We start from the raw sequence: 12,926 nt of genomic DNA on the forward strand, positions 1-12,926 counted from the left end.
GGGGCGACCCGAATCGCACGAGATCCGGATTCGCGTGCTCACAGGGGCCGTTCGTAGCTCGCCCAGGCGATGTGCGACTCGTGCAGCGTCACCGCGATGCCGGACAGGCCGCGCGCGTTGTCGCCGAACGCGCCCGCGTGCACGCGGGCCGCCAGCCGGTCCGCGATGACCTGGGCCAGCTTCTCGGTCGTGGTGTTGACGCCCGCGAACGCCGGGTCGTCGTCGAGGTTGCGCAGGTTCAGCGCGCCGACGATCGTGTTCAGCTCCTGCGACGCGGCGGCGATGTCGACCACGATGTCGTCGGCGTCGAGTGCGGCGCGCTTGAACGTCGCGTCGACGACGAACGTCGCGCCGTGCAGGCGCTGCGCGGGGCCGAAGACCTCGCCCCGGAAACTGTGGGCGATCATCATGTGGTCGCGGACCGTCACGCTGAACATGGTCACTCTCCGTCGTAGCTGATGGTGTGGCACAGGGCGGGCAGGGTGCCGTCGGCGAGGCCGGACAGCACCTCGGGTAGGCGGTCGAAGCGGGACTCGCCGGACAGCAGCGCGTCGAAGGCCGGGTCGCGCAGCAGGTCCAGGGCGATGGCGAGCCGGTCGGTGTAGGAGCGGCGCGCGGCGCGGGCCGGGGAGACCGTGCCGACCTGGCTGGCACGGATGCTCAGCCGTCCGGAGTGGAAGGCGCCGCCCAGGGACAGGCTCACCGCGCGGTCGCCGTACCAGCTCAGCTCGACGACGGTGCCCTCCGGGGCGAGCAGGTCCAGGGCGCGTTGCAGCCCGGCGGCGCTGGCGGAGGCGTGGAAGACCAGGTCGCAGCCGCCCTCGGCGGCCTCGGGCGAGGTGAACGCGACGCCGAGCGCCGCCGCGACCGCAGCCCGCTGCGGGTCGAGGTCGACCAGTCGCACCGAGACTCCGGGGAAGCGGGCCAGCAGCGCCGCGACGCAGCAGCCGACCATGCCCGCGCCCAGCACCGCGATCCGGTCGCCGACCAGCGGCGCGCCGTCCCACAGGGCGTTGACCGCGGTCTCCACGGTGCCCGCGAGCACGGCGCGGCGGGCGGGCACGCCGTCGGGGACGGGCACCACGGCCGAGGCCGGGACGACGAAGCGGGTCTGGTGCGGGTACAGGCAGAACACGGTGCGGCCGAGCAGCTCCGGTGGGCCCTGCTCGACGACGCCGACGTTGAGGTAGCCGTACTTCACCGGGCCGGGGAAGTCGCCCTCCTGGAACGGGGCACGCATCACGGCGTACTGGTTCGGCGGCACCTCGCCCCGGAAGACCAGCGTCTCGGTGCCCCGGCTCACGCCCGTGTGGACGGTGCGCACCAGCACCTCACCGGGGCCCGGAGCAGGCAGTGCGACACGGCGGATCTCGCCCGCGCCGGGCGAGGCGGTCCAGAAGGCACGCGCGTAGGATGCCATCGGCTTCCTCTCCTCGATCACGGTCGAACCTAACGGAGGTACGGTGCCGCCGGTGAGACCGGGCCCGGTGATCGGGCTGTTCCTCCAGTTCGCCATGCTCGCGCTGCTGTCGGCGGCGGTCGGCCTCGGACACGCCGGATGGGCGGCCGGGATCGCGTACGCCGTCGGATCGGGCGCGCTGCTCACCCGTGCCATGCACACTGCGGGACTGGTCGCGTTCGGACCCGCAGACCTGGTCACGCAGACCCGCGCGGCGCTCGTCGGCTGCGTCACGGCGCTGACCGCCGTCTCGTTCACCGGTGACGTGCCGGTGCCGGTGCTGGTCGGGATCACGGTCGTGGCGCTGGTGCTCGACGCCGTCGACGGCAAGGTCGCCCGGAGCACCGCCACCGCCTCGGCGTTCGGCGCGCGGTTCGACATGGAGGTCGACGCGTTCCTGATCCTGGTGCTGAGCTGCTACGTCGCCCCGTCGGCCGGGTGGTGGGTGCTGGCGATCGGCGCGATGCGCTACGTCTACGTCGTGGCGACCTGGCTGCTCCCGTGGCTGCGCGCCCCGCTGTTCACGCGGTACTGGCGCAAGGTGGTGGCCGCGATCCAGGGCATCGTCCTGGTGGCCGCCGCCGCGGACGTGCTGCCCCGGCCACTGGTCGCCGTCGCGCTCGCGGGCGCGCTCGCCCTGCTCACCGAGTCCTTCGGCCGCGACGTGGTCTACCTCTGGCGACGCCGCGCCGGAGCGCTACCGCAGGCGCGCGTAGACGTCGCCGGATCGGCCGAGGGGACGGAAGCGCTGGTCCAGAAGCTGTAGCAGGTCGGCTGCGGTCAGCCACCGCTCGGCCGCGAAGCGCATGGTCTCGACGGGGGCGTAGTTGTACTCGTACCCGCCCGCGCGTGCGCCGAGCTGCTCCACGAGGTCCAGCACGGTGAGCGCGGCGTCGTGGGCGAACGGCAGGTACTCGAAGGACAGGGCGCGCAGCGGCCGGGACAGGCCCCGCAGCACGTCCGCTTCGAAACCCTCGACGTCGATCTTGCAGAAGGCCGGTTCGCCGTGCGTCGCGATGAGATCGTCCAGGGTGACCACCTCGACCTCGACCGCGCGGTCCCAGCGGACGTCGGCGAACCGGTCGTCGGCGGCGGTCACCGACGCGATCCACTCGTGCGACAGCGAGGACACCGTCGGCGTCGCCGACGACAGCGCCAGCGACGCCGTACCCGGCCGTGCCCCGACCGCCGTGGGCAGGATGACCACCCCCGGATCGCGCCCGAAGAACAGCCGCAGGGCCCGCAGGCAGTCCGGCTGCGGCTCGATCGCCACCACCCGCGCCCCGAGCCGCCGCCACGGCCGCACCCGGCTCCCCACGTGCGCCCCCACATCGAACGCCAGGTCCCCGGCCCCCAGGAACTGCCCGTAGAACCGCCGCATCCGCCGATGCCGCCCCGGAATCCCGTGATACATCACGAGAGACCGCCCCATCCCCCAAACCCGCTTGAGCATGGCCGACCTTAACCCCGAAAGAAAAGGGAAGGGCACCTTCACATCGCGATAGGCAGTGCGAGGCGCCCTTCCCCACCTCGGCGGTGCCTCGGAGCAGGGGCGGGCCGAGGTAATCCGCTCGTCGGGCGGGTCGGCGGGTGGGATCGTGGGGCCGTGATCGAGTTCCCCGACCGGATGCGGCGGACCGCGCTGAGCAGAGGGGCGGCGGGCCGGGAGTGGCTGGCGGCGCTGCCGGAACGGCTCGCGTACCTGTGCGAGGCCTGGTCGCTGAGGCCTGGGGCGGTGCTGGACGGCGGGTCGGCGGCGCTGGTGGTGCTGGCGCGCAGGGGCGACGGCACCGATGCGGTGCTGCGGCTCGGGCCGCCTGGGGACGGGTTCGCGGGGCAGGTGCGCACCATCGGGGTGGCAGGCGGGCACGGGTACGTCCGGCTGTACGCCCACGATCTCGAACGTGACGCCGCGCTGCTGGAAGCGCTCGGCCCGGCGCTGGGGACCACCGCGCGCTCGGCCGAGCACGCGCTCGACGTGCTGGCCGCGACGCTGCGGCAGGCGTGGCTCGTGCCACGGCCGCCGGACGCGGCCGTGCCGCCGGGGACGGACAAGGCCAGCACGCTCGCCAAGCTGATCATCGAGCTGTGGCCGCAGACCGGCCGTCCCTGCCCGGCCGAGGTTGCCGAGCGTGCCGTCGGGTACGCCCGCCGCCGCGCGGCCGCCTTCGACCTGGACGGCAGCGTGGTCTGCCACGGTGATCCGCACCCGGACAACGCGCTCGCGGTGCTGACGCCCCGGCCCGGCGCGGAGTCGGGGTATGTCTTCGTCGACCCGGACGGCTTCCTCTGCGACCCGGCGTACGACCTGGGGGTCGCGGTGCGCGGCTGGACGGATGAGGTGCTCGCGGCGGCGGACCCGGTCGGGCTGGTACGGGACTACTGCGCACGGCTGGCGGCGGCGACCGGAGTGGACGAGCAGGCGATCTGGGAGTGGGGCTTCACTGAGCGCGTCTCGTCGGGCCTCTACATGATCCGGTACGGCGCACCGGCCGAGGGGCGCGAGTACCTCGTGTCGGCCGCCCGGCTGCTCGGCTGAGGCGGCGCCGGGCGGGGCGGCGGAGCACGGCGGGGGCGCGGGTCGCGTCGGGCGCGGCTGGAGATCGCTGTTTCGTGTCAGAACGTTGGGCGACACCGCACCTTTTGACCCGAAACGACGATCATGAAAGGGGAGGGGGCGGAAAGATCTTGCGTAGGGGGCGTCGTGCCGTTTCGGGGCGGATGCGTTGACTTCGATGAAAGTTCTTGTGAATATTGCGGCAAGGTTTCAGGGTGGTTTCGAGCCGTGTCTCCTGTTCCGCTGCGCGACGATCCGTCCCCCTCGTACGTCCGGAGTGTTCTCATGCAACGACGCAGACTTCTCCCTCTGGCGCTGGCGGCGGTTCTGGCCGCCATGCTGCCTGTCCCGATCGCCAGCCCCGCCGCGGCGGCGCCGTCGGGCAGCAAGGACGTGATCGTCCAGCTGTTCGAGTGGAACTGGCCCTCGGTCGCGGCCGAGTGCACCAGCTTCCTCGGCCCGCGCGGCTACGGCTACGTGCAGGTGTCCCCGCCCCAGGAGCACGTGCGCGGCCAGCAGTGGTGGGTCGCGTACCAGCCGGTCAGCTACCGGGTCGAGTCCCGCAAGGGCACCCGCGCCCAGTTCCAGTCGATGGTCACGACCTGCCACAACGCGGGCGTGAAGGTCATCGTCGACGCGGTGGTCAACCACATGACCGGCGTCGGCTCGGGCACCGGCTGGGCGGGCTCGACGTACACGTCGTACACCTACCCGGGCAGCTACCAGACGCAGGACTTCCACCACTGCGGGCGCAACGGCAACGACGACATCGTCAACTACGGCGACCGCTACGAGGTGCAGAACTGCGAGCTGGTCAACCTCGCCGACCTGAAGACCGAGAGCGACTACGTGCGTACGAAGCTCGCCGGTTACCTCAACGACCTGCTGACCCTCGGCGTGGACGGGTTCCGCTGGGACGCCAGCAAGCACATGCCCGCCGCCGACATCGCCGCGATCAAGGGCAAGCTGTCGCGTTCGGTCTACCACGTGCAGGAGGTCATCTACGGCGGGGGCGAGCCGGTCCAGCCGACCGAGTACACCGGCAACGGCGACGTGCACGAGTTCCGCTACGGCAAGGACCTGGGCCGGGTGTTCCGGCACGAGAGGCTGTCGTACCTGAAGAACTTCGGCGAGCCGTGGGGGCACATCGCCACCGCCAAGGGCGCCGTGTTCGTCGACAACCACGACACCCAGCGCGAGGGTGGCGACATCCTCACCTACAAGGACAACGGCGCCTACGCGCTCGCGAACGCGTTCATGCTGGCCTGGCCGTACGGGTCGCCGACGGTGATGAGCAGTTACGAGTTCAGCAACAAGGACCAGGGTCCGCCGTCGGACGCCAACGGCAAGACGAACAACGCGACGTGTTTCGCGGGCGGCTGGCGGTGCGAGCACCGCTGGCAGGCCATCGCGAACATGGTCGGCTTCCACAACGCGGTCAAGGGCACCACGGTCGTGAACTGGTACGACAACGGCAACAACCACATCGCGTTCGGCCGCAACGGCAAGGGCTACCTGACGATCAACGACGAGGACGGGGCGGTCAACGGGCGGTCGTACCAGACCAACCTGCCCGCGGGCCGCTACTGCGACGTGATCCACGGGGAGAAGAGCGGCTCCACCTGCACCGGCCCGGTGATCACGGTCGACGCGAACGGCTGGTTCGTCGCCAACGTGGCCGCCCACGACGCCATCGCCATCCACGCCAACGCCAAGATCTAGTACGCCTCCTTGATCGCTCGACCTGCCCCATCCGGGTGGTCTTCCGCCCGGGTGCCGGGCAAGTCGAGCGATCTTGGCCGAGGCCGGGCCGGGCGTGGCACGCTGGACGGCATGGACGAGGCCGCTGACGTCGGACTGTTCGGCCCCGGGTCGGTGACCTGGCGGGTCCATGGCGAGCCGGTGCTCTGGGTGGCCGGGGTGCGCTCGCTGTTCCTGCAGGCCCTGCACCCGCGGGCCATCGCCGGGGTGGTGCAGAACTCCAGCTACAAGGTCGAGCCGTGGGGCCGCCTGATGCGCACCGCCGACTACGTCGGCACCGTCATCTTCGGCACCACCGCCCAGGCCCGCGCCGCCGGGCGGCGTATCCGGGGCGTGCACGCCCGGATGCGGGCGACCGACCGGCACACCGGCGAGACGTACCGCATCGACGAACCCGAGCTGCTGCGCTGGGTGCACGTCACCGAGGTCGAGTCGTTCGTCAGCACGGCCCGCCGGGCGGGTCTGGCGCTGAGCGCCGCCGACGTCGACGGGTACTACACCGAGCAGCGCCGCGCCGCCAAGCTGGTCGGGCTGGACCCGGACACGGTGCCGGGCACGGCGGCCGAGGTCGACGCGTACTACCGGCGGATGCGCCCCCAGCTTGCGCTGACCCGCGAAGCCCTGGACACGCTGTTCTTCCTGATGGTGCCGCCGCTGCCGTGGCACCTCGGGCTGACCCCGGCCCGGCTGGTCTACACGGGCCTGGCCGCGACCGCCTTCTCCCTGCAGCCGGGCTGGGCCCGCCGCGTCTACGGCACCCTGGGCCTGCCCACGACCGACCTGTCCGCCTCGGTCTCGGTCCGCGCGCTGCGCCTGACCATGCGCGCCCTGCCCGAGCGTTTCCAGCACGGCCCCATCTACCGCGAGGCCATGGCCCGCGCCGCCCTGGCCGCCTGACCCACCCCGCCGCCGTCAGGGCCAGGCCGGGGACGGGGGCTGGAGCTGCTGGGCGGCGGGGGAGACGCGGGGGTCGCCGGCGCGGAAGGCGTGCCACCAGCGGCTGCCGTCGGCGGCGAAGGAGGTCAGCGGGACCGTCGAGCCGTCGGCGCGTTCGACCGCCAGGCGCTCGAAGTGGATGTCGCCCTCGATGCAGTACGCCATGTCGCCGCCCGGCTCCTCGCGGCCGCACTCGCTGAACCAGTACATGCTGTGCGCGGCGCGGCCGGTCGCGGCGAGCACCAGGCTGACCGTGGCGGGCCAGGACCGGGTGAGCTCGGGGTCGTCGAGGAAGCTCCACCCGTACATCGGGTTCGACCAGCCGGCCGAGGCGAGGAACGCGTCGGCGGCCGCGGCGTCGGGCAGTTCGATGGCGTGGCCGTAGTCGCGGCTGTGCGACCGGTCCGCGCGCAGCAGCACCCGCATCAGGCGTACGCCGGTGAACACCAGGGCCCGGCGGGTGTCCGGGTCGGCCGGGCCGTGTTCGGGCAGCGCGAGCACGTGCAGCAGCAGGCGCACCGTACGGCCGGGCCAGTTCACCCGCAGGCCCACCACATCGGACTCGTTGAGCGCCGTGTTGCACCCGGCGAGCAGGGAACGATCGTGGAGCATGGCGCCATCATCGCGCAGCGATCGACCCGAGCGCACCGTCCCGGCTGCCCGGATCGGCCCCGTCGGTCAGCCGAACGGGGCGGTCCGGTCGGCACCCGCAGTGGTCGCCCTGAGCCGCGGATGGCCCTAAGGTGGCGGCATGCGAGTGAGGGGATACGCGCCCGCCACCCCGTGCTGGGCCGAGTACATGACCGCGGACCCGGCCGGGGCGTCGGCGTTCTACAGCGGGTTGTTCGGATGGACGCCAGGTGAGGTGTTCGCGCTCGACGGCCGTGCCGTCGCGGGAATGCTGCCGGGTGAGCCCGGCCGGCCGTCGACGTGGCTGTGCTACGTGTCGGCGCTCGCCGCCGAGGACGGCGTGGCGGCGGTGCTCGACGCCGGCGGCTCGGTGCTGGTCCCGGCACACGACCGCGGCCCGCGCGGGCGGGCGGCACTGGTCGCCGACAGCGCGGGCGCGGTCTTCGGGCTGTGGCAGCGCGGCACGTCCGGTGGTGCGGAGGCGGCTGCCGAGCCTGCCACGATGTGCTGGACCGAGGTCGTGACCTGGGACGAGGCGACCGCGGTCGCCTTCTACGGCAGGGCGTTCAACTGGTCGGAGCGCAAGAGTGAGATCGCCGAGGGCGTCGACCACATCGAGTGGTTCGTTGAGAGCCGCACGGTCGGCGGGCTGTCCGTGATGGACGAGCGTTACCCGGCCGGAACCCCGTCGCACTGGCGGGTCACCTTCGAGGTCGAGGACTGCGCCGCGACGATCGCGCGCTGCGTCGAGCTCGGCGGGGCGGTGCTCACCGGGCCGCTGGACCTGCCGGTGGGGCACTACGCGATGCTGGCCGACCCGCAGGGGGCCACGTTCGGCGTGATCGCGCTGTCCGACGCGATCCTGGACACCCGGGTGTGATCCGGGTGCGCCCCACGGCGGGGGCGCACCCGGATCGCCGGTTCACCAGTTGGTCGAGCCCGCGACCACCGGCCACGGCTTCCACCACGGCTTGATCAGGTAGGCGACGCCACCCGAGCCGGAGGCCACCGTGCCGTTCGCGCGGTAGCGCTTGGTACGCAGCCAGATCTGCTCGAACTGCTCACGCGGGTAGATGTTGCGGACCGCGTCGTTGCTCGACGACGCCGGGTCGTTGATGATCACGTCGCCGTCGGCGGTGAAGCCGACGATGACGAACAGGTGCCCGGACGTGCCGTAGCCCGCCCCGTCCAGCTCCGTGGACAGGAACGACTGGCTGGTGATCACCGGGATGCCGGCCTTGATGAAGCGCTCCGCCTCGTCGAGGGAGTGCAGGCGGGTCACCTTGGCGTCCAGGCCCGGGAACGACGCGGCGTACGCCGTGTTGAAGGGCCAGTTGCCCGCGCCCTCGTAGGCGTAGTCGTAGGTCATCCGGGCCGCGTGGTCGACCTGCGGGTCGGCGTAGGACGGGTCGACCCAGGAGGTGTCCTGCGCCGACGGGCCCCGGCCGTAGTACTCGACGACCATCGAGGTCGACGTCGGCGAGCACCAGGCCTCGCCGCCGCCGTCGTACTCCGGGTACTCCCCGGTGTGGATGTTCTGCGAGAAGCGCGGCACGGCCAGCTCGGTGCCCCAGGCGATGCCGCCCGCGCTCGGGGTGACGGTGAACCGGTCCGGCACGTTGGAGCTCATCGCGCCGAGCATCCACACCCGCGGCGAGCGCCACTGGCCCGGTGCCCGGTACAGGGTCAGGCGCAGCTGGTAGGCGTGCAGCAGCACGCCGTTGTCGGCGTCGTCGATGGAGAAGGTGTCGGTCCAGATCGTCGACCAGGGGTCACCCTGGCCGTCGACGGTGGTGCGCTTGATGTCGCCGTCGCCGGACGCCCAGCGGCCCATGGTGTACCAGGGCGTCTGCCCGCCGGTGTTGTAGGTGCCCTGCATCTCGACCTGGATCCAGGTGCCCGCCGGGGTGTCGGCGTTCCACGAGGCGACCAGTTCGGTGGCGTCGAAGCCGACCTCGGTCACCGGCGAGGTCCAGGTGGAGTAGTTCCAGCTCTTGGTGACGCCGGTGTACGGATCGGCGTAGTCGGCCGTGCCGGCCGGCAGCAGCATGGTGATCCCGGTGCGCACGCCGGGGATGGCCAGGGTGCCCTGGTGGGTGCCCTGGCGCCAGTCGGCGTAACGGGACCACTCCTGGAAGGTGACCTGCTCGTCGTGCGTGGGCGGCGCGGCCGCGGCGGGCGCGCCGGCGGCGGCGGACAGCGCCGCGAGGCTGAGCGCGGTGAGGCCGGCGACGACGGCCGCCCGCAGGCGTGATCTGGCCATGGATACTCCGCGGAAGTGGGGGATGGACATTCACCCGCCACTATCGCCCTTGAAGTTAACTTTCGCCAGACCCTAGTTGTCCGAAGATTTCTTCATTCGGTACGCGGGGGCGGCCGCGATCAGGCGGTCGCGTTGGCGACCGAGGGCTCCGGGGCCTCCTCCTGGGGCGCGCCCGTCCTCCGCCTGCGGCGGCGCAGCAGCCAGCTCACCGCGCCGACGAGGCTGGTGACCACGGCCGACCAGGTGCCCCAGTGGGTGAGCACCTGCCACGCGGTGAACGCCATCGTGCGGCGCACCTGCACCGTCAGCGCCACCTCGTGCGTGATGACGTGCCCGTTGCTCAAGGGCACCTCCAGGTATGCGGTGAGCAGCAGCTTGTCGGTCGGCTGCTTCGGATGCACCAGCCAGGTCCACAGCATCTGCACGTCGCTGCCGGTGGTGGCGTTGACCGACTCCGACGGCGTGATCTCCACGTCCTCGGCGTTGCCGCGCAGCGTCGCCTTGACCGTGGGACCGACCTCGACGGGCCCGGCCGCGGTCTTCCGGGTGCCCTCCAGCATCGCGTTGATCTTCTGGGTCAGCTTCTCGCCCTCGCCGACCGCCAGCCCGATCCGCTGCGTCTGCTCCACGTCGAGCGCCGCGGGCGCCTGCCAGTAGGCCTGCCGGGTGACCAGCTCCCGGGCCGCGTTGTCGACGTCCTTGAAAGCCCCCGAGCCGGGAGCCACCTGGCCGGGGGAGGGCATCTGGGTGGAGTCGTCGCCCGATCCGCTCGCGCAGGCGGCCAGTACGGCGACGGCGGCGGCGGTGGCCACGGCCAGCAGCGCTCGCGTTCCGATGTGCATGGTGAACGGCTCCTCCCCGAAGAATCCGTCACATCATGGCATCCGTCGATAACGCCGAGGTCACCTCACGGCCGCTGCTCGCGCACTCTCGACCGCAACGCGTCGATGCTCTGCTCGGGCAGCCCGGCTCCGGTCAGGTATGCCCGCACCGAGCCGTGCCGCTCGCGCAACTGCGCCAGGAAGGTGCGCATCACCTCGGCGGGCGTGCTGGCCAGGTACGGCTCCAGCGGGCCCTTGTCCGGCCGGTGCTGCCGCTGCCAGGCGAGGTAGCGCTCCATACCCTGCTCGGTCAGCTCGTAGTCGGCGGCGATGTCCGCATCGGACACCCCCGCCAGCTCCAGCACCAGGGCGATCACCACGCCGGTGCGGTCCCGGCCGCCCCAGCAGTGCACGACCACCGGCCCCTCGGCGGCTGCGATCAGCGCGATCGCCCGCGCGATGTCGGCCGCCGCGTGCTCGGCGGTCTCGTGGTAGCGCGCCAGCAGGAACGCCACCACGCCCGCCTCGGCGGAGTAGTCCTCGGCCCGCCACACCGGGTTGTTCAGCGGCACGTTGTGCCAGTCCTCGCAGCACCAGGCGGGGGCCCGCCCGAAGCGCTCCAGCTCCACCGGATGCCGCAGGTCGATCACGGTACGCACCCCGAACCGCGCGAACCGCTCCCGGTCGGCCTCGCCCAGCGCGGTCAGCGTGTCTGACCGGAACAGCACCCCCCGGCGCACCTCGCCCCCGTCGGTGGTGGCCAGCCCGCCCACGTCCCGGAAGTTGAACAGCGGACTGTCGAAGTCCACCAGCCGCGACCGCTCGCTCATGCTTCCAGCAGCCGATCGCGCAGCCGGGCCACCCGGTCGCGGTGCAGGCCCGCACTTACCAGGTACTCGGTCACCGAGCCGTGGTGGCGGCGCAGCCCCTGCAGGGTCATCAGCATCGCCTCAGCCGGGGTGTACGTGAAGAACGGCGGCGTGGCGACGTCGTTCTCGTTCGGGAAGGCCGTACGCACCCACTGGCTGAACATCGGGGCGCTGCGCTCGGTCAGCGCGTAGTCGTAGGCGATCTGCTCGTCGGGCACGCCCAGCAGGTCCAGGGTCAGCGCCACGATCAGGCCGGTGCGGTCCTTGCCCGCCACGCAGTGCACCACGGTCGGGCCGTGGTCGTCGTCGGTGAGCATGCCGATCACCCGCGCGATGTCGGCCCTGCCGTGATACGCCAGCTCCAGGTAGCGTTCCGCCAGCCAGCGCGGGACACCGATCTCCGCGGTGTAGGTGGAGTGGTCCCAGAGCGGATGTTCGAGGTGGTTGTGCCGCCACACCACCCGCGTCCACTCCGGCACCCGGCCCATCGAGGCGACCTCGGCGGGCCGGCGCAGGTCGATCACGGTGCGGATGCCGAGCGCCGTGAACGCGTCGCGGTCCTCGGCGCCCAGCCTGCTGAGCGTGTCGGACCGGTACACCGTGCGCCGGCGTACGGTGCGGCCGTCGACGGTGGTCAGGCCGCCGAGGTCACGGAAGTTGAAGACGGCGGCGAAGGCGATGCTGCGCTCAACGGGCGTGGTGGTCACCCCGATACCGTAATCAAGGTCACGCGGCGCGGTGTAGCGCGACCGCATCACATCCTCGATCGGGTCAGCCGAGTTGAACCGAACGTTTGGCCAGGCCCATCCAGAAGCCGTCGATGACCGTACGCTGCGAGGACAGGTCCGCCTCGCCCGCGCCCAGAGTGACGAACAGCGGCGCGAAGTGCTCGGTGCGCGGGTGCGCCATCACGCCGGACGGCGCCTTGTGCAGGAAGTCGAGCAGCCCGTCGATGTCGCCGCCGTCCAGCGCCTGCCTGCCCCAGTCGTCGAACTCCGCCGACCAGCCCTGCACCGGCGCGTCGAAGCCCAGGTGCAGGTACGGCATCGCGGCCCGCAGGTTGTGCGTGAAGAAACCGCTGCCGACGATGAGCACGCCCTCGTCGCGCAGCGGCGCGAGCTTGCGGCCGATCTCCATCAGCCGCCGCGGGTCGAGCGTGGGCATGGAGATCTGCAGCACCGGCACGTCGGCCTCGGGGAACATCTCGACCAGCGGCACGTACGCGCCGTGGTCCAGCCCCCGGTCAGGCACGTCGGCCACCGGCGTGTCCGGCCCGCGCAGCAGCGCGCGCACCTTCGCGGCCAGCTCGGGAGCGCCCGGGGCCGGGTACTTCACCTCGTAGTAATGCTGCGCGAAGCCGCCGAAGTCGTAGTAGAGCGGCACGGTGCTGGTGGCGCCGATGGCCAGCGGGGCGTTCTCCCAGTGCGCGGAGACGACCAGGATCGCGGTCGGCCGGGGCAGGTCACCGGACCAGTCCGCCAGTTGCCGGGTCCACAGCGGGTCGTCGGCCAGCGGCGGCGCGCCGTGACTGAGGTAGAGCGTAGGCATGCGAGTGCTCATCCCCCGAGATTACTTGACCATTCAACTAAATGTCGAGTGGCCGCAGTCACCGCCCAGCACGCGCCGCCGG

The 12,926-nt window shown here is 71.9% G+C and carries 14 protein-coding genes; 5 read left to right on the plus strand and 9 right to left on the minus strand.

The features are described from left to right. Positions 1-38: 38 nt before the first annotated feature. Both HAV40_RS16460 and HAV40_RS16465 read right to left on the minus strand, forming a co-directional pair. Positions 39-437 carry a 6-pyruvoyl trahydropterin synthase family protein gene (locus HAV40_RS16460; protein ID WP_166382130.1) on the minus strand — a complete coding sequence of 133 codons (399 nt, stop codon included), beginning with the start codon at positions 435-437 and terminating at the stop codon, positions 39-41. A gap of 2 nt (positions 438-439) precedes the next feature. Then, on the minus strand, positions 440-1,420 hold the full coding sequence (locus tag HAV40_RS16465; RefSeq protein ID WP_166382132.1) for a zinc-dependent alcohol dehydrogenase: 981 nt from the start codon (positions 1,418-1,420) through the stop codon (positions 440-442). Positions 1,421-1,472: 52 nt separating this feature from the next. On the opposite strand from HAV40_RS16465, the gene HAV40_RS16470 reads away from it, so the two are divergent. After that, positions 1,473-2,225, plus strand: coding sequence for a CDP-alcohol phosphatidyltransferase family protein (locus HAV40_RS16470; protein ID WP_239085861.1), 753 nt, complete (start codon positions 1,473-1,475; stop codon positions 2,223-2,225). Here the strand turns inward: HAV40_RS16470 and HAV40_RS16475 are convergent. Then, on the minus strand, positions 2,157-2,840 hold the full coding sequence (locus tag HAV40_RS16475) for an FkbM family methyltransferase (protein WP_239085858.1): 684 nt from the start codon (positions 2,838-2,840) through the stop codon (positions 2,157-2,159). The genes HAV40_RS16470 and HAV40_RS16475 overlap by 69 nt on opposite strands. 225 nt (positions 2,841-3,065) lie before the next feature. Between HAV40_RS16475 and HAV40_RS16480 the strand changes: the two genes are divergently transcribed. From HAV40_RS16480 to HAV40_RS16490, 3 genes are all read left to right on the plus strand, one after another. Beyond that, on the plus strand, positions 3,066-3,998 hold the full coding sequence (locus tag HAV40_RS16480; protein ID WP_166382136.1) for an aminoglycoside phosphotransferase family protein: 933 nt from the start codon (positions 3,066-3,068) through the stop codon (positions 3,996-3,998). 303 nt (positions 3,999-4,301) lie between these two features. Next, positions 4,302-5,738 (plus strand): alpha-amylase, encoded by a 1,437-nt coding sequence (locus HAV40_RS16485; protein WP_166382138.1) that lies wholly within the window; start codon positions 4,302-4,304, stop codon positions 5,736-5,738. A gap of 111 nt (positions 5,739-5,849) precedes the next feature. Beyond that, the gene (locus tag HAV40_RS16490; RefSeq protein ID WP_166382140.1) at positions 5,850-6,674 is read left to right on the plus strand and encodes an oxygenase MpaB family protein; all 825 of its coding nucleotides are present in this window, start codon (positions 5,850-5,852) and stop codon (positions 6,672-6,674) included. A gap of 15 nt (positions 6,675-6,689) precedes the next feature. On the opposite strand, the gene HAV40_RS16495 is transcribed toward HAV40_RS16490, so the two are convergent. After that, positions 6,690-7,325 carry a hypothetical protein gene (locus HAV40_RS16495; protein WP_166382142.1) on the minus strand — a complete coding sequence of 212 codons (636 nt, stop codon included), beginning with the start codon at positions 7,323-7,325 and terminating at the stop codon, positions 6,690-6,692. A 139-nt stretch (positions 7,326-7,464) separates the two neighbouring features. Here HAV40_RS16495 and HAV40_RS16500 point away from each other — a divergent pair, with 139 nt between their 5' ends. Beyond that, positions 7,465-8,223: a VOC family protein gene (locus tag HAV40_RS16500; RefSeq protein ID WP_166382144.1), complete on the plus strand. Its 759-nt coding sequence runs from the start codon at positions 7,465-7,467 to the stop codon at positions 8,221-8,223. Positions 8,224-8,265: 42 nt separating this feature from the next. On the opposite strand, the gene HAV40_RS16505 is transcribed toward HAV40_RS16500, so the two are convergent. The 5 genes from HAV40_RS16505 to HAV40_RS16525 form a co-directional block, all read right to left on the minus strand. After that, a complete protein-coding gene (locus HAV40_RS16505) occupies positions 8,266-9,606 on the minus strand; it encodes a peptidase C39 family protein (protein WP_166382146.1) in 1,341 nt (446 codons plus the stop codon). 119 nt (positions 9,607-9,725) lie between these two features. Beyond that, positions 9,726-10,448: a hypothetical protein gene (locus HAV40_RS16510; RefSeq protein ID WP_166382148.1), complete on the minus strand. Its 723-nt coding sequence runs from the start codon at positions 10,446-10,448 to the stop codon at positions 9,726-9,728. A 65-nt stretch (positions 10,449-10,513) separates the two neighbouring features. Continuing rightward, positions 10,514-11,257, minus strand: a complete 744-nt coding sequence (locus HAV40_RS16515) for a tyrosine-protein phosphatase (RefSeq protein ID WP_166382150.1) — start codon at positions 11,255-11,257, stop codon at positions 10,514-10,516. Then, positions 11,254-12,003 (minus strand): tyrosine-protein phosphatase, encoded by a 750-nt coding sequence (locus HAV40_RS16520; RefSeq protein ID WP_239085854.1) that lies wholly within the window; start codon positions 12,001-12,003, stop codon positions 11,254-11,256. The genes HAV40_RS16515 and HAV40_RS16520 overlap by 4 nt, the downstream gene beginning before the upstream one ends. 64 nt (positions 12,004-12,067) lie before the next feature. Beyond that, complete coding sequence (locus HAV40_RS16525) at positions 12,068-12,856, minus strand: dioxygenase family protein (protein ID WP_166382154.1); 789 nt, start codon at positions 12,854-12,856, stop codon at positions 12,068-12,070. Positions 12,857-12,926 lie beyond the last annotated feature (70 nt).

The organism is Catellatospora methionotrophica, assembly GCF_011297335.1.
GTDB classification, from domain to species: Bacteria; Actinomycetota; Actinomycetes; order Mycobacteriales; family Micromonosporaceae; genus Catellatospora; species Catellatospora methionotrophica.